This is a genomic window from Pseudomonas sp. 22490 (assembly GCF_052044465.1).
Taxonomy (GTDB): domain Bacteria; phylum Pseudomonadota; class Gammaproteobacteria; order Pseudomonadales; family Pseudomonadaceae; genus Pseudomonas; species Pseudomonas aeruginosa.
Map to the genome: position 1 here is coordinate 23,014 of NZ_JBQENS010000040.1, position 17,771 is coordinate 40,784.

The 17,771-nt window shown below is 68.5% G+C and carries 4 protein-coding genes and 1 pseudogene; 1 reads left to right on the plus strand and 4 read right to left on the minus strand.

The annotated features are described in order from the left end of the window. Nucleotides 1–358: 358 nt before the first annotated feature. Together pvdL and pvdG are read right to left on the minus strand one after the other, a co-directional pair. Nucleotides 359–13,364, minus strand: a pseudogene (gene pvdL, locus ACTJJX_RS30370) (pyoverdine non-ribosomal peptide synthetase/polyketide synthase PvdL). 72 nt (nucleotides 13,365–13,436) lie between these two features. Next, the gene (gene pvdG / locus ACTJJX_RS30375; RefSeq protein ID WP_003116905.1) at nucleotides 13,437–14,201 is read right to left on the minus strand and encodes a pyoverdine biosynthesis thioesterase PvdG; all 765 of its coding nucleotides are present in this window, start codon (nucleotides 14,199–14,201) and stop codon (nucleotides 13,437–13,439) included. 643 nt (nucleotides 14,202–14,844) lie between these two features. Between pvdG and pvdS the strand changes: the two genes are divergently transcribed. Beyond that, the gene (gene pvdS, locus ACTJJX_RS30380) at nucleotides 14,845–15,408 is read left to right on the plus strand and encodes a pyoverdine signaling pathway sigma factor PvdS (RefSeq protein WP_003116904.1); all 564 of its coding nucleotides are present in this window, start codon (nucleotides 14,845–14,847) and stop codon (nucleotides 15,406–15,408) included. 76 nt (nucleotides 15,409–15,484) lie between these two features. On the opposite strand, the gene ACTJJX_RS30385 is transcribed toward pvdS, so the two are convergent. Both ACTJJX_RS30385 and ppk2 read right to left on the minus strand, forming a co-directional pair. Then, a complete protein-coding gene (locus ACTJJX_RS30385) occupies nucleotides 15,485–16,498 on the minus strand; it encodes a GNAT family N-acetyltransferase (protein WP_003116903.1) in 1,014 nt (337 codons plus the stop codon). A 172-nt stretch (nucleotides 16,499–16,670) separates the two neighbouring features. Then, entirely contained in the window at nucleotides 16,671–17,585 is a 915-nt protein-coding gene (ppk2, locus tag ACTJJX_RS30390) for a polyphosphate kinase 2 (protein WP_003089666.1), read from the minus strand. Between the last annotated feature and the right edge of the window lie 186 nt (nucleotides 17,586–17,771).

Genomic DNA, 17,771 nt, shown 5'->3' on the forward strand with positions numbered 1-17,771 from the left:
CGCTGGCATGAAGATAACGCGAAACCTTCTGGACGATCTCTACACGGATGACCAGGGCAGCCAGGACCTGACGGGCCTCCGTCAGCCTCGCAAGATGCGTCGTGAAACCAAGGAGAAGCCGCGCAAGCGAACGCTGCGCGACTCCCGGCCGGACCGTCCCCTGTAGGAGCTACGCTCGCCTAGCGGGCGGGTTCGCCGCTCCGAACGCCCCTCTCCCTCAAGGTCAGAGGGCTGGTTTGCCTAGAGCGGATTTGTAGAAAGGCCCGCCAAGGACGCCCGGGCGTCTTCGGCGGGCCTTTTTCATGCCTTTCCGCCACGCGCCCCGCACAGGTATCCGTCCTGTGGCGGGGCGCGTGCCTCAGAGCATTTCCAGCTTCGACATCAGGTCGTTCAGGCGCTCGGCCTTCTGCTCGCTGATCTCGCTCGGGGCCAGGGACTCGATGTAGCTGGCCAGCTCTTCCACCGTGGTGCATTCGAACATCGCCCGTAGCGGCACGTTGCGTTGCAGGGCCTTCTGCACCCGCGAGGCGATCTGGGTGGCCAGCAGCGAATGCCCGCCGAGTTCGAAGAAGTTGTCGAACACCCCGACCCGCTCGACCTTCAGCACCTCGGCCCAGATCCGCGCCAGGGTTTCCTCCAGTTCGTTGCGCGGGGCCTGGTAGGCCTGGTTCTGCATCTGGCCGATGTCCAGCGCCGGCAGCGCCTTGCGGTCGAGCTTGCCGTTGGCGTTGAGCGGCATCCGGTCCAGCACCAGCCAGTGCAGCGGCACCATGTAGTCCGGCAGGTCGGCGCGCAGTTGCTGCTTGATCCACTCGAACCAGGCGCCCTGCTCCACCATCAGTCCGGCCGGCGAATCGGCGCTGGAACGCGGTGTCTCGCCGGGAACCAGGTAGCCCACCAGGTACTTGCCGTTCGCCCCTTCCTGCACCGCCACCGCCGCCTCGCGGACGTCGGCGCGTTCGTGCAGGCGCGCCTCGATCTCGCCCAGCTCGATGCGGAAGCCGCGGATCTTCACCTGGTGGTCGATCCGCCCGACATATTCCAGCAGTCCGTCGGCGCGCCGCCGCGCCAGGTCGCCGGTACGGTACAGGCGCTCGCCCGGCGCGCCGAACGGATGCGGGACGAAGGCCTGGGCGGTGCGCAGCGGATCGCCGACGTAGCCACGACCGACGCCGGTGCCGGCCACGCACAGCTCGCCCACCGCGCCCAGCGGCACCAGTTCGAAGGCGTCGTCGGNGGTTGTTGTCGGTGGGACTGCCGATCGGCAGGTAGGTGCTCTCGGTGGAGGCCAGGTCGACGCGGAAGAACGCCACGTCGTCGGAGCATTCCGCCGGCCCGTAGGCATTCACCAGGCCGATCCGCGGGTAGCGCTTGAGCCACTGGCGCGCCAGTTCCGGCGGCATCGCCTCGCCGGTGGGCAGCATCCAGCGCAGGCCGTCGAGGGCCTGGCGCTCTTCGGCGAGCATGCCCTGGATCAGCGACGGCACGCTTTCCAGCACCGTGATGCCCTGTTCGCCGACGTGCGCCAGCAGGCCCTGCGGATCGTGGGCGATGGCGTTCGGCACGATTGCCACGCGGGCGCCGAACAACGGCGCGGCGAGGAACTGCCAGACCGAGATGTCGAAGCTCTGCGAGGCGGTCTGGGCGATCACGTCGTTCTCGTCCAGTTCCAGGTACGGGACCTTGCTCAACTGGTTGTTGAGCATGCCCGCCTGCTCCACCATCACGCCCTTCGGCAGTCCGGTGGAGCCGGAGGTGTAGATCACGTAGGCGAGGTTCTGCGGCCCGCTGTAGACCTGCGGATCGTGCTCGGCGCCCTCGCCCTGCTGGATCTCGTCCCACACCAGCAGGCGCGGCCGGTCGACGCAGCCGAGTTCGTCGAACAGCGCCAGCGCCTGCTCGCGGCAGGCCTGGGTGCAGACCAGCACCGGCGTGCGGCTCAGCTCGACGATCCGGGTCAGGCGCTGGGTCGGATGGCCGGGGTCGAGCGGCAGGTAGCCGGCACCGGCCTTGAAGCTGCCGACGATCATGCCGAGCAGGTCGAGGCCGCGCTCGGCCAGCAGTGCCACCGGCTGGTCGATGCCGACGCCGGCGGCGCGCAGGGCGTGGCCGAGGCGGTTGGCCCGGCGGTTCAGCTCGGCGTAGCTCCAGCGCTGTTCCAGGCAACTGGCGGCGATGCGCTGCGGATGGGCCGCCACCTGCGCCTCGAACAGCCGCACGTAGCCTTGCTCCAGCGGGTAGTCGCGGGCGCTGCGGTTGCAGCCGTCGAGGAGGAAGTCGCGCTCGTCCTCGCCGAGCAGCGGCAAGGCCTCCAGTTCGCCGTGGAAACCGTCGGCCAGGGCCAGCAGCAGGCGCTTGAACTCGCCGAGCAGGCGCTCGACGGTCGGCGCCTCGAAGTAGCGCTGGTCGTAGGACAGGTGCAGGCCGAGGTCATCGCCCGGATAGCAGACCACGGTCAACGGGAAGTTGGTGTGGGTACGCCCGGAGTCGGAACTGGCGTTCAGGCTCTGCGCGCGGTCCAGCACCGAGACTTCCACCGGGGCGTTCTCGAACACGAACAGGCTGTCGAACAGCGGCTGGCCCTTGGGCAGCTCGCTGCTTTCCTGGATGGCCACCAGGGGCAGGTGCTCGTGCTCGCGCAACTCCAGGTTGCGCTCGAACAGCCGGTTCAGCCATTCGCGTACCGTGCAGCGCTGGCCGGCGGCCGGCATCTGCACGCGCAATGGGATGCTGTTGATGAACAGGCCGACGGTGCGCTGCATTTCCGGCATGCCCACCGGACGCCCGGCCACGGTGACGCCGAACAGCACGTCGCGCTCGCCGCTGAAGCGGCGCAGGGTCAGCGCCCAGGCGGCCTGGGCGAAGGTGTTGACGGTGAGTTGGTAGCGCTGCGCCAGTTCGCGCAGGCGCGCGCCGTCGGCGGCGTCCAGACGCGTGTAGCGGTCACCGACGATCATCCCGCCGCTTTCGCCGGCGTGCTCGCGGAGGAACGGGCGGTCGCTGGGCACCAGGGTCGGCCGCTCGAAGCCGCGCAGGCTCTCGCTCCACCAGCGTCGCGATTGCTCCAGGTCCTGGCGTTGCAGCCAGGCGATGTAGTCGCGGTAGCGCGGCGGCGTCGGCAGGTTCGCCGGGCGGCTTTCGCCGAGAGCACTGTAGATCTCGAAGAAGTCGTTCATCAGCAGGCCACGGCACCAGGCATCGATGAGGATGTGGTGGTTGCTCATCATGAACCAGTAGCGCGCCTCGCCCAGGCGGATCAGGCGCAGGTGGAACGGCGGCTGTTCGAGTAGGTCGAAGCCGGCCTCGCGCTCGCGCTTGTGCAGCGCTTGCAGGCGTTCCTCGTGGCCGTCCTCCGGCAGTTCGCTCCAGTCGAGGAACTCGATGCGGGTGCGACCGGGCTTGTGGATCACCTGCAACATCGTTTCGCCGGCATTCCAGACGAACGACGCACGCAGCGCCTCGTGGCGGGCCACCACCGCCTGCCAGGCGGCGGCGAAGCGCTCGGGATCGAGCGGGCTGTCGATCCGGTAGCGGTCCTGCATGTAGTAGATGCCGGTGCCCGGTTCCAGCAGGGTGTGTAACAGCAACCCTTCCTGCATCGGGGTCAGCGGATAGACGTCCTCGATCTCGCCGGCCGGCACCGCCAGGGCGTCCAGTTGCGCCTGGCTCAGTTGCGCCAGCGGGAAGTCGGACGGGGTCAGGCCGCCGGCGCCGTCTTCCAGGCAATGCTCGATCAGCGCCTGCAGTTCGGCGAGATAGGCCTGCGCCAGCTCGTTCACCGTCTGCGCGTCGTAGCGCTCGCGGCTGTAGGTCCAGCGCAGCACCAGCTCGCCGCCGTAGACCTGGCCATCGACGCTCAGCTCGTTGGGCAACGGCGCCTGCTCGTCGTGGATCGGCCCGGTGGGCTGGTCCAGCGGCTGGAACAGGGCGTCGGCGAAGCTCTGGTCGAACTGTCCGAGGTAGTTGAAGGTGATCGGCGCCGTGGGCAGCGCGGCCATCGCCTGGCGCACCGCCGGATCGGCGAGGTAGCGCAGCACGCCGTAGCCGAGGCCTTTGTGCGGCACCGCGCGGAGCTGTTCCTTGATCGCCTTGATCGACTCGCCTGGGCTCTGCGCCGGGGTCAGGCGCAACGGGTAGGCGCTGGTGAACCAGCCGACACTGCGGGTCAGGTCGATATCGTCGAACAGCGCCTCGCGGCCATGCCCTTCCAACTGCACCAGCGTCGACGGCTGCCCGCTCCAGCGGCAGAGCACGCGAGCGAGGGCGGTCAGCAGCAGGTCGTTGACCTGGGTGCGGTAGGCCGCCGGCGCCTGTTGCAGCAATTGCCGGGTACGTTGCGGGTCGAGCCGCAGGCTGACACTTTCCGCCAGCGCCTCGCGGTTGTCGCCCCGCGGGCGGTCGCACGGCCACTCGACCGGCTGCCCACCCAGCCGGGCTTGCCACCAGCCCAGCTCCTCGCGCAGCGATTCACTGCCGGCGTAGGCCTGCAGGCGTCCGGCCCAGTCGCGGAAGGCGCTGGTCTTGGCCGGCAGCGCCGGTTCGGCGCCCTCGGCGAACTGACGGTAGACCTGTTGCAGGTCCTCCAGCAGCACCCGCCAGGACACCCCGTCCACCACCAGGTGGTGGATCGCCAGCAGCAGGCGTTGCTCACCGGCCGGGCCGTCCACCAGCACCGCGCGCAGCAGCGGCCCCTGTTCGAGGTCGAGGCTGCGCTGGGCCTTGGCGAACAGCTCGGCGCATTCGTCGAAGGATTGCACCGGGACGTGCCAGAGCAGTTCCTGTTCGCGCAGCGGACGATGCTGCGCCAGCCACTCGCCGTCGACCTGGCGGAACGCCAGGCGCAGGGCATCATGCTGTTCGACCAGGCGTTGCAGGGACTTGCGCAGCAGACCGAGGTCAATGGCCTGCCGCGGCTGCAACAGCAGCGCCTGGTTCCAGTGTTCGCGGCGCGCCAGCGGCAGGTCGAAGAACCAGTGCTGGATCGGCGTCAGCGCGCTGTCGCCCTGCACCGGCCCCTGCTCGGCCTGGCTGGCCTGGCTGTGCCGGGCCACCGCGGCGAGGCTCTGCACGGTCTGGTGCTGGAACAGGTCGCGGGGACTGAAGTGGATGCCGAGCTGGCGGGCGCGGCTGACCACCTGGATCGACAGGATCGAATCGCCGCCCAGTTCGAAGAAGTTGTCGCCGAGACCTACCCGCTCGACGTTCAGCACCTCGCGCCAGACCCCGGCCAGTTGCTGCTCCAGCACGCTGCGCGGGGCCTCGTAGGCCTGCCGGTTGAGCGCCGGGTCGGGCGCCGGCAGCGCGCGGCGGTCGAGCTTGCCGTTGGCGGTCAGCGGCAAGCTGGCGAGCAACAGCAGGTGGGCCGGCACCATGTAGTCCGGCAATTGCTGCTTGAGATGCGTTTTCAGCGCCTCGCGCAGCGCCGCCTGGGCGTCCTCGTCCTGCTCGGCCACCGCGCTGGCGACATAACCGGCCAACTGCTTGCCGCTCGGGCTGTCGAGCGCCAGGACCAGCGCTTCGCGAACCTGCGGATGCTCCAGCAGGCGCGCCTCGATCTCGCCCAGTTCGATGCGGAAGCCACGGATCTTCACCTGGTGGTCGATGCGGCCGACATATTCCACCTGGCCGTTGTCGCACAGGCGCACCAGGTCGCCGGTGCGGTACAGGCGGCCGCCCTCGGCAGCGAAGGGATCGGGCACGAAGCGCTCGGCGCTGAGCGCCGGACGCTCATGGTAGCCGCGCGCCAGGCCGGCGCCGCCGACGTAGAGTTCGCCGGTCGCGCCCTGCGGCACCAGGGCCAGGTCGGCATCCAGGATGTAGGCGACCCGCGCGCCGACCACGCTGCCGATCGGCACGCTGGCGGCACCCTCCTCCAGTCGTTCGGGAGCCAGGCAGGCCAGCGGCATGACCACCGTCTCGGTCGGTCCGTAGGCATTGAAGAACGACGCCGGGGCGAAGGCCTGGCGAATCCGTTGCAGGTGCTCGCCGGTCAGCGCTTCGCCGCCGGTGATGCACATGCGCACCGGCAACTGCCGGCCCTGGCTCTCCAGCCACTGGGCGAGCTGGCTGCCGTAGCTCGGGGTGAAGCCGAGGATGCTCACGCCCTCCGCGCGGATCAGCTCGCAGATTTCCTCCGCGCCCCACTGGCCCTGGGCCCGCAGCACCACGCGGGCGCCGCACAGCAACGGGGCCAGCAGGCGCTCGCTGGCAGCGTCGAAGTTGATCGAATAGAAGTGCAGTTCGCAATCCTCGGCGCGCATGCCGAAGCACTCGATCACCGCGGCGCAGTGCATGGCGATCTCGCCGTGGGAGACCGCCACGCCCTTCGGCTTGCCGGTGGAGCCGGAGGTATAGATCAGGTAGGCCTGGTGCTGCGGCCCGCTCAGCGCTGCCAGCGGCGCGGGGTCCTCGGCGTCCAGCGCCGGGCCGTCCTCCTCGAGGCACCAGCGCGCCACGCCCGCCGGCAGCTCGCCGAGGGCCTCGAACAGCGCCGCGTGGCTGAGCAGCAGGCGTACGCCGCTGTCCTCGATCATGTATTGCAGGCGCTCCAGCGGATATTCCGGGTCCAGCGGCACGTAGGCGCCGCCGGCCTTGAGGATCGCCAGCAGGCCGACGACCATCTCCAGCGAACGCTCCAGGGCCAGGCCGACCCGCACTTCCGGGCCGACGCCGTGACTGCGCAGGACGCGCGCCAGACGGTTGGAGCGGGCATCGAGTTCGGCATAGCTCAGGGTCTGTCCGGCGAAGGTCAGCGCCGGGGCCTGGGGGCTGGCCGCCACGCGGGCGGCGAACAGGCCATGGAGGGTGTCCTGGAGCCCTGCCTCGCCGGCCGTGCCGGCGAGCAGCAGTTGCTTCCGCTCCTCGGCGGCGAACAGCGGCAATTCGGCAATGCGCCGCTGCGGGTCGCCCAGCAGCGCCTCCAGCAGGTTCTGCCAGTGTCCGGCCATCCGCGCGATGCGCGGTTCGTCGAACAGGTCGCGGCTGTAGGTCAGGCAGCAGCCGAGGCGCTGGTCGAGGTCGGTGACCTCAAGGTTGAGGTCGAACTTGGTCGCCCGCGCATCGTTGGCGATGTACTCGACGGTCATCCCGGCCAGTTGCCGGGTTTGCTGGAACTCCCAGCGCTGGACGTTGCACATCACCTGGAACAACGGGTTGTAGGCGGCGCTGCGCGGAGGTTGCAGGGCTTCCACCAGGTGGTCGAACGGCAGGTCCTGGTGCGACTGGCCATCGATCACGGTCTGCCGCACCTGCTCAAGCAGCTCGCCGACGCTCATCTGTCCGTCGAGCCGGCAGCGCAGCACCTGGGTATTGAGGAAGGCGCCGATCAGCCCTTCGCTCTCCGGGCGGATGCGGTTCGCCACCGGCGCGCCGATACGCAGGTCCTGCTGGCCGCTGTAGCGGTAGAGCAAGGCCGCAAGGGTGGCGGTCATGGTCATGAACATGGTCAGCCCGCAGGCGGCGTTGAAGCGACGCACGCGCTCGGCCAGCTCGGGGCTCAGGTCGAAGCGGTAGAGGTCGCCCTGGTGGCTCTGCACCGGCGGGCGTGGCCGGTCGCCCGGCAGTTCGAGCAGCGGATGCTCGTTGCCCAGCTGGGCCTTCCAGTAGTCGAGCTGGCGCTGGCGCTCGCCGCTCTCCAGCCACTCGCGCTGCCACACGCTGTAGTCCAGGTACTGGACCGGCAACGGCTCCAGCGGCGATTCGCGGTCGTCGAGGAAGGCCTCGTAGAGCGCGCCCAGTTCGCGGGCGAAGATGTCCATCGCCCAGCCTTCGGTGACGATGTGGTGCAGGGTCACCACCAGGTAGTGCTCGCGCTCGGCCATCTTCACCATGCAGACCCGCAGCAACGGCCCGCTCTCAAGGTCGAAGGGCCGGTGCGCCTCGCTGTCGGCGAGGGTCTGCAGGTGCTGCTGGCGGCTGTCGCGGTCGAGCGCGGAGAAGTCCTGCCAGTCCATGTGCAGGCCGCCATCGCCGTGCACGCGCTGTACCGGCACGCCGTCGACGCTGGGGAACGTGGTGCGCAGGGTCTCGTGGCGCTGCACCAGGGCCTGTAGCGCGGCCTCGAAGCGCGCCACGTCCAGCGGCCCGCTCAGGCGTGCCAGGCCGCCGACGTTGTAGGCCGGGCTGTCCGGCTCCAGTTGCCAGAGGAACCACATGCGCTGCTGCGAGTAGGACAGCGGCACCGGCTGCTCGCGGTCGATGCGGCGGATCGCGCCGTGGCTGTCGGTACGTCCGGCGGCCTGGGCTGCGCGGACCTGTTCGCAGAAGGCCTCCAGTTCGCTGGCCTCGAACAGCGCGCGCAACGGCAGTTCGACGTCGCAGGCCTGGCGGGTGCGCGAGACGATGCGGGTGGCCAGCAGGGAATGCCCGCCGAGCTCGAAGAAATCGTCGCGCAGGCCGACCCGCGGCAGGCCGAGCACTTCGCTCCAGATCACGGCGATGCGCCGTTGCAGCTCGGTCCGCGGCTCGACGTGCTCGCGCTGCTGCCAGACCGGCTCCGGCAGCGCCCGCGTATCCAGCTTGCCGCTCGGGCCGAGGGGCATCTGCGCCAGGCGCATCAACTGCGCCGGGACCATGTATTCCGGCAGTTCGGCCTGTAGCGCGGCGCGCAGACGCTGGTTCTGCTCGGCTTCCGCCTCGGCGCCGACAGCGCCAGTGTAGTAGCCGACCAACTGGCTGCCGGCCACGCCTTCGCGGATCACCACTACCGCCTGGGCCACCCCCGGCTGCGCCAGCAGGCGTGCCTGGATTTCCTCCGGCTCGATGCGGAAGCCACGCAGCTTGACCTGCTGGTCGAGGCGGCCGAGGTATTCCAGCACGCCGTCGGCGTTCCAGCGCGCGCGGTCGCCGGTGCGGTACAGGCGCTCGCCAGCGGCCGAGAGCGGATCGGCGACGAAGCGCTCGGCGCTCAGCGCCGGGCGCCCCAGGTAGCCGCGGGCCAGGCCCAGGCCGCCGATGCACAGCTCGCCGGCGACGCCGGCCGGCAGCAGGTTGAACTCGGCGTCCAGCACGCGGCAGAGCACGTTGCCCAGCGGTCGGCCGATCGGCGAACGCTCGCCGTCTTCCGCGCGGCACTGCCAATGGGTGACGTTGATGGCGGTCTCGGTCGGCCCGTAGCGGTTATGCAGGGCCACCGCCGGCAGGCGTTGCAACACGCGGTTGCGCAGCTCCGCCGGAAGCGCCTCGCCGCCGGAGAACAGGCGGCGCAGGCTGCCGCAGGCGGCGACGCCGGGTTCGTCGATGAACAGTTGCAGCAGCGGCGGCACGAAGTGCAGCGTGGTCACCCCGAACTGCCGCACCAGTTCCACCAGGCGCGCCGGATCGCGGTGCTCGCCGGGGGCGGCGAGGACCAGCCGGCAACCAGTGACCAGCGGCCAGAAGCACTCCCACACCGACACGTCGAAGCTCACCGGCGCCTTCTGCATCAGCACGTCGTCGCCGTCGAGGGCGTAGGTGGCCTGCATCCATTGCAGGCGCTCGGCCAGCGCCGCGTGGGTGTTGCCCACGCCCTTCGGCTGGCCGGTGGAGCCGGAGGTGTAGATGACGTAGGCGAGATTGTCGCCGTGCAGGTGCAGGCCCGGTGCCTGGCTCGGCCAGTTGTCGAGCTTGAGGCTGTCCAGGCAGATCGGCGTGACGCCCTCCGCGCCAGGCAGGCGCTCGAACAGATGGGCCTGGGTCAGCAGCAACTCGACGCCGCTGTCGGCGAGCATGTAGGCCAGGCGTTCGCTGGGGTAGTCCGGGTCCAGCGGCACGTAGGCGCCGCCCGCCTTGACGATCGCCAGCAGACCGACCAGCAGTTGCGGCGAACGCTCGGCGCAGATCGCTACCCGCACGTCCGGGCCGACGCCCTTGTCGCGCAGGTAGTGGGCCAGGCGGTTGGCCCGGGCGTGCAGTTCGGCGTAGCCGAGGCTGCCGCCGTCCCACTCCAGGGCGACGCGTTCGGCGGACTGCACCAGTTGCCGCTCCAGCAGCTCCGGCAGCCAGGCGCGCGCCGGCTCGCAGGGCGCGCTGCCCCATTCGGCGAGGTGCGCCGCCTGCTCGGCGTCGACCAGGGCGATATCGCCGAGGCAGCGCTGCGGGTCTTCCGCGACCTGGCGCAGCAGCTCCAGGTATTGCGCGGCGAAACGCCGGATGCTGGCCTCGTCGAAGAGGTCCGCGGCGTAGTCGAAATTCAGGGTCAGGCGACCGCGAGCGTCCTCCTCGCTCTGCAGTTGCAGGTCGAACTTGGCTTCGCGGCTGTGCCAGGGCAGCTCGTCGGCGAGCAGGCCGGGCAGCCGGCGCAACGCCGACAGGTCGCGCTGCTGGTGGTTGAACAGCACCTGGAACAACTGGCCGCCCTGGCCGCAGGCCGCGAGCACCTGGTCGAACGGCAGGTCCTGGTTGGCCTGGGCGCCGAGGGTCGCCTCGCGAGCCTCGCCGAGCAATGCGGCGAACGGCTGGCGCGCCCGGGGCGTGCCGCGCAGGACCAGGGTGTTGATGAAGAAGCCGACCAGCCCCTGGGTCTCCAGGCGCTGGCGGTTGGCGCTGGGCACGCCGATGCGGATCTCGCCCTGCCCGCTGTGGCGATGCAGCAGCGCCTGGAACGCCGCCAGCAGCCACATGAAGACACTCGCCTCATGGTCCAGCGCGGCCTCGCGGATAGCCCGCGCCAGGGCTTCGTCGACCCGCAGGCTGTAGCGCGCGGCGGGCGACGCCTGGCGCGCCGTGCGCGGATGGTCGGTGGCCAGTTCCAGCACCGGCGCCGTGTCGCCCAGGCGTTCCCGCCAGTAGGCCAGTTGGCGGGCGCCCTCGCCCGCGTCCAGCCACTGCCGTTGCCAGGCAGCGAACTCGGCGTAGTGCAGTTCCAGCGGCGCCAGGTCGGCCGGCTGGCCGCCGCAGGCTTCGGCGTAGAGCCGCGAGAATTCGTCGAGCAGCAGGTTCAGCGACCAACCATCGGCGACGATGTGATGCAGGGTGACCCAGAGCTGGTGCTCCTGTTCGTCCAGGCGCACCAGGCTGACCCGCAGCAGCGGCCCCTTTTCCAGGTCGAACGGCTGCTGCGCCTCGGCTTCGCGGCGCTGCGCGGCAGCCGCGGCGCGTTCGTGCTCGGCCAGCGCGGCGAGGTCGACGAACTGCCAGGCGAACTCGCCCCGCTCGTCGATACGCTGCAAGGCCGCGCCGTCGCGCTCGAGGAAACGCGTGCGCAGCGCTTCGTGGCGTTCGACCAGGCGCTGGAAGCTGGCGCGCAGCGCCGCTTCGTCCAGCTCGCCGCGCAGGCGCAGGCCGCCGGGGATGTTGTAGGCGGCGCTCTGCGGATCGATCTGCCAGGTCAGCCAGAGACGCTGCTGCGCCGCCGACTGCGGCAGGTCGACACCGCGCGGCAGGTGCGCCATCGGTGCCTCGGCCGGCAGGCCGGCGGCCAGTTGGCGGGCCACCGTGGCGCTGAAGGCCTGCAGGGTCGGCGCCTCGAACAGTTGGCGCAGGTCGAGGGCGACGCCGAGACTGTCGCGCACCTGGGCGACCACCTGGGCGGCGCCGATGGAATTGCCGCCAAGCAGGAAGAAGTGATCGCGCGGCGCTACCTGCGCCACGCCCAGCCGGGCCTTCCAGATCTCGCCGATGCGTGCCAGCAGTTCGTCGTCGCCTGCCGGCGGCTGCGCCTCCTGCACGGCCTGGAGGCCGGGAAACAGCGCATAGCTGTCCAGGCTGCCGTCTTCCAGGCGCAGGCGGCAGGCGGAACGTTGCAGCTTGCCGCTGGACGTCTTCGGCAAGGCGCCGGGATTGAGCAGCGCCACCACCTTCGGCGCTTCCTGGTAGGCCTCGGCCACCGCCTGGCGGATCGAGTCGATCAGCTCCTGGGCCGGCACCGATTTCTGGACGCCGCGACCGATCTCGGCGGCGATGCCGATGCCCTCCTCGCCATCGACCGTGACCGCAAAGGCCGCGACCCTGCCCTTGCGCGCCGACGGCACCTCGCTCTCGACGGTGCGCTCGATGTCCTGCGGATAGAGGTTGTGGCCGCGGACGATGAGCATGTCCTTCAGGCGCCCGGTGACGAACAGTTCGCCGTCGCGGAGGAAGCCGAGGTCGCCGGTGCGCAGCCAGGTGCGCCCGTCACGCTCGACGAAGGTCTTCGCCGAGGCTTCCGGGTTGCGCCAGTAGCCGTGGGCGATGCTCGGCCCGGCGGCCCAGATCTCGCCGACGTTGTCGTCGCCGAGGACCTCGCCGCTCGCCGCGTCGACGATCAGCACGGCGTGTTCCGGCTGGCTGCGGCCGCAGCACATCAGCACGCTGCCTGCGCCTTCGGCGATGCGGTTGCGCGCCAGCGCCTCGCCATCCACCGCCAGGGCGGGAATGCCCTGGCCGCGCTGGCCGCCGGTGACGAACAGGGTCGCCTCGGCGAGGCCGTAGCAGGCGAAGAAACTGGACGCCTCGAAGCGGCTGGCGGCGAATTTCTCGGCGAAGCGTTCCAGGCTGTCCTGGCGGATCGGCTCGGAACCGGAGAAGGCTACCCGCCAGCCGCTCAGGTCGAGACGCTGCAGGGCCGACTCGGCGACCCGCTCGCTGCACAGCCGGTAGGCGAAATCGGGACCGCCGCTGACGGTGCCGCCGTACTGGCTGATGGCTTCCAGCCAGCGCACCGGACGTTCGAGGAAGTAGCGCGGCGACATCAGCACGCAGGGTACGCCGCTGAAGATCGGTTGCAGCAGGCCGCCGATCAGGCCCATGTCGTGGTACAGCGGCAGCCAGCTGACGATCACGTCGTCGGCACCGATGCCGAAGCCTCGGCGGATCAGCACCTCGTTGGCGACCAGGTTGCCATGGCTGACCTGCACGCCCTTGGGCAATGCGGTTGAACCGGAGGTGTACTGGAGGAAGCCGATGTGCTCGGGACGCACTTGCGGCTCGTCCCAGGCCTCGGCAACGGCCGGGTCCAACTGGTCGACGCAGAGCAGTTGCGGGGCGTTGGCGGCGGACAGTTGCGCGTTCATCTGCAGCAATGGCTCGCGCAGGTCAGCGGTGGTCAGGACCAGGCGCGGCTCGGCGTCGGCGATGATCGACAACAGGCGTTCCTGGTGATGGCGGCGCGCCGATTCCGGCGGGTAGGCCGGCACCGCGATGACCCCGGCATACAGGCAACCGAAGAACGCCGCGACGTAGTCGGGGCCGCTGGGAAACAGCAGTACCGCGCGATCGCCCAGCTGCGCATGGGCCTGCAGGGCCGCGGCGATGCTCCGCGCGCGCAGGTCGAGATCGCGATAGCTGAGGACCACGCCTTCGCCATCGTCCTCGGCGAGGAAGCGCAGCGCCAGGCGCTCGGGCTCCTGGACAGCGCGGCGACGCAGGGCCTGGACCAGGGTGGTGGGAAGTTCGAAGGCGTCCATCATGTGTTTTCCTGCCTGAATTCGGCTTGCAATCGAGTTCTAGTGAGTCCCGGAAACAGTCGTCGCGGCCGCCCCTCAACTGGCGGCGCGCATGCTTCCCCGGACCTTGTCCTTGTGCCAGCGCAGCAGATGCTGGCCGGCGTAGCGACGCAGCAGGCGCAGCAACTGCCCCTGCTGTTCACGGATGAAAAAGTGCTGCCCGTCGAGCAGGTCGAGGGTGAAGTCGCCCCCGGCCTCATGCAGCCAGCCGAGCAACTCGGCGCTGCGCAGGCTGTCCTCGCGTCCGCCGAACAGGTGCAGCGCCGCGTCCAGCGGCCCATGCGCCTGGTAGCGGTAGCTGCCGGTGACGAGAAAGTCCGCTCGCACCACTGGCAACAGCATCTGCATCAGCGACGGATCGTTGAGGACGGCCTCCGGAGTACCCCGGTAGTCGCGCAACGCGGCAACCAGTTCGGCGTCGGCCTTGGCGCGCCGGTAGCCGCTGACATCGTTTTCGGCGGGCGGGGATACACCGGAGAGGAATAGCGCCAGCGGCCCTTCGAGGCCGCGCCGACGCATGGCATGGGCCAGTTCGAAGGCCAGCAGCCCGCCCAGGCTGTGGCCGAAGAAGGCGTAGGGAGAAGCGCTATCGAGGGTGCCTTGCAGCTCGCCGGCCAATTGCGCGACCAGGCTGGCGGCATCGGTATGCAGGGCCTCGCCGAAGCGAAGGCCGCGCCCCGGCAATTCCAGGGGCAGCAAGCGGATCCAGCCCGGCAGGCTGGGCTGCCAGCGGCGGAACAGCGTGGCGCTGGCCCCCGAATAAGGCAGGCAGAACAATTGCAGGGAAACGGCCGGGCTCACCTGCCGACCTCCTTGCGCCGCTGTCGTGGCCCTCGTCCGGGGCAGAGCGCTTTCCCATGATCGATCGGCATTTCCGTCTCCTGCTGCGCACGCCGGGGCGCCGGGCACCTGCCCGCGCTGTCACAGAGGGGAACGGATAACAACGGCAAATAATTAGCGCATGTAACCGCAATCTCCGGGCAACCGCGGAGCATTGCGCGAAAGGACGCCAACCCCTATCCATTCTGATGGGTTGTGCCCGGCGCTATCGCCGCATCGGCGATAGCGATGTACGCCATGGAGCAGCCGGGAACGGTTGTCGCAGCGCCTTCGCGCAGTTCTTGCGCGGAACGCCGGCAGGAGCGGCGAGGCGGTCAATACCGATTTCTAACTAGCTGATTCCTAAAGATTATTAAAAAAATTTCGTCTGCGACGCATGACTGCAACATTGGCGCGGCCATCCTTCTGAAACGCCGAAGAATTTCTCCCCTCCATCATTCGCAGCGGCTATTTGCCAGCATGCGGACCATTCACGAATAAAGGTGAGATTGGTTATTTCTTCGTAATTGACAATCATTATCATTCAACATAATTTGTTGCGCCATGTGTGGGTCTTACCCCACCGCCAGTGCTCTGCAGCCCCCTCCGCAGCAAGGTGATTTCCATGTCGGAACAACTGTCTACCCGCAGATGCGATACCCCGCTCCTCCAGGCATTCGTCGATAACCGTACGATCCTGGTGAAGATCGCCGCCCGCATTACCGGTTGCCGCTCGCGAGCCGAAGATGTGGTCCAGGATGCGTTCTTCAGGCTCCAGTCGGCGCCGCAGATCACTTCGTCGTTCAAGGCACAGCTCAGCTACCTGTTCCAGATCGTCCGCAACCTGGCCATCGACCACTACCGCAAGCAGGCGCTCGAACAGAAATACTCGGGGCCGGAGGAAGAAGGCCTGAACGTGGTGATCCAGGGCGCCTCGCCGGAAACCTCGCACATCAACTACGCGACCCTCGAACACATCGCGGATGCCCTCACCGAGCTGCCCAAGCGCACCCGCTACGCCTTCGAGATGTACCGCCTGCACGGCGTGCCACAGAAGGACATCGCCAAGGAACTGGGCGTCTCGCCGACCCTGGTCAACTTCATGATCCGCGACGCCCTGGTGCACTGCCGCAAGGTCACCGCCGAGCGCCAGGGCGACAATCTGGCGAACCTGAGCGCGCGTCGCTGAGACACAGGGGCAGGCATTGCGCCTGCCCGTTTCTCTATTGGCGTCCGCCGGACGCCTCGAGCTTCTTCCCGCCCCGTCAGGCCAGACGACAGCGCTCGAAGAACCGTTCGCGGCCGATGATCATCAGCGCCGCCCGCTTGTGCGGAAAGTCGAACTCCTTCTCGCAGTGGAAGCACAGGTTGTGCATGTGACCGATCATCCGCGCGTTATCTGCGCGCGGTTCCGCCACCACTCGCTGCGAGCGCGGGTCGTCGAGAAACAGGTAGTGGACCAGTGCCGATAGCCAGCAGGCGACCTTGTGCGGACCCCGGTGGGCCTCCTCGCCGACCAGCATGTGGATCCCGCGGTCGTAGTCTTCGGCCACGTAGAACGGCGCGATGCGATCCTCCTTCGCCCAGTAGGCCTCGAAATAGGCGAAGGGCTCATCGTCGAAACAGCCGATGAGCCCCAGTGCATGAGGATCCGCCTCGAGCTGGCGCAAACGCTCGCGATGTTGTTCCAGGCTTCCATCTTCCTGCCAGAACTCCGCCACCCTGGGCGAGTTCTGCCAGCGATGAAAACGCTCCAGGTCCCTCTCGATGTCCAGGGTACGCAAGGATATCCAGCATCCCAATCGCGCATCGAAGCGCCGGTAGACCTCTCCCCTGGGCTTCGGCCGGCGCAGCGGATGACGCTTTCCATCGGTAAGTTGCATCGACTGGGGATAGCACGGCTGGGCAAGCGGCAGCCAGGGCCATGGCAACTGCCAGAACCGGCCCCTCTCGCAGACATAGGTGCCCGCTGCGGCGGCTCCTGTCAGCATCCCCTTCGCCAGGGACTCTTCGGGTTCCCAGGACAGCGACCAGACGAGCCGCTGGCAATCCGGATCGCGGGCGAACAGCCAGTAGCTGGCGGCCCACAACGCATGCTCGGCATCGCCGCCGGGAAGCTCCTCCACCGCCAGCCGTATTTCCGTGTCTGTGCGCTCCAGGCGCAGGCGCAACAGCAACGCACCATCCAGGGCAAGGCTGAGCCGGCTATCGGTTTCGTCGCCACTCAAACGCTGCCCGCCAGGCAACGGCAATACAGTCAGGGAATTCAACAGGGGCATGATCGGACTCGAGACACGGAGTTGTTCTCAGAGGAACGTCATGTGAAGGAGGAAATTTAAGCGCGCGCGAGCCAGGCGGCAACGCGCGCGTCGAGGCGCCAGCGTCATCCAGAGGCGCGGCCGGAGGAACAAGGAAGAACCCGAGTGAGCGAAGTACGCGGCGCCCACTGGCTCAGTAGACTTCCGGCACGATGATCTCGCCGGGCGTCGGATGCCTGACGTAATCGGCGTGGCGCAGGCGCTCCGGCAGGTGTACCGGCGGCTGCGGAACTTCCCGGTAGGGCATCTGCTGCAACAGGTGGTGGATGCAATTCAGCCGCGCGCGCTTCTTGTCGTCGGCCTGTACCACCCACCAGGGCGCCTCGGGGATGTGGGTGCGTTCGAGCATGGTTTCCTTGGCCTTGGTGTAGGCCTCCCAGCGCCGCCGCGACTCCAGGTCCATCGGGCTGAGCTTCCACTGCTTGAGCGGATCGTGGATACGGCTGAGGAAGCGCAGGTGCTGCTCGGCGTCGGAGATGGAGAACCAGTACTTGAGCAACTGGATGCCCGAGCGCGCCAGCATCTTTTCGAACTCCGGCACGCTGCGGAAGAATTCCTCGTATTGTTCGTCGTTGCAGAAACCCATGACCCGCTCGACCCCGGCGCGGTTGTACCAGCTGCGGTCGAACAGGACGATCTCGCCGCCGGCCGGCAGGTGCGAGACGTAGCGCTGGAAATACCACTGGGTCTGCTCGCGGTCGTTCGGCGCGGGCAGCGCGGCGACCCGGCAGACCCGAGGGTTGAGGCGCTGGGTGATGCGCTTGATCACGCCGCCCTTGCCCGCCGCGTCGCGTCCCTCGAAGAGAATCACCACCTTGTGCCCGGTGTGCACCACCCAGTTCTGCAGTTTCACCAGTTCCCGTTGCAGGCGGAACAGTTCGCGGAAATAGCGGCGCCGACTCAATTCGCCGGGCGCATCCTCCTGCTCGGGACCGAACAGCTCGTCCAGGTTCAGCTCGTCGTCGAGCAGTTCCTGCTCCAGCTCTTCGTCGTGTCGATCGAGCCAGTCGCGACCGATGCGGCCCGAGGTATCGCCATAGGAGTCCATGCGCTGCTCTCCACGTCATGCCGAAATACCGCGAATGCTAGGCGTGTCTTCATGACGGTTTGGTGACGGTTCGATGAAAACGTAGCGATCGCCCGCCGTCGAAAACAGTCGAAAGGTCACTGAAAGTCAGAAAATTCCCTAATCATTTGAATGACTTGGCCTAAGCTGGCCAGCCTCTCCGCACTT

What these genes read in the sequence shown, in the direction of transcription:
- ACTJJX_RS30385 (WP_003116903.1), bottom strand. Translation starts at nt 16,498, where the DNA reads ATGCCCCTGTTGAATTCCCTGACTGTATTGCCGTTGCCTGGCGGGCAG.
- ppk2 (WP_003089666.1), bottom strand. Translation starts at nt 17,585, where the DNA reads ATGGACTCCTATGGCGATACCTCGGGCCGCATCGGTCGCGACTGGCTC.
- pvdS (WP_003116904.1), top strand. Translation starts at nt 14,845, where the DNA reads ATGTCGGAACAACTGTCTACCCGCAGATGCGATACCCCGCTCCTCCAG.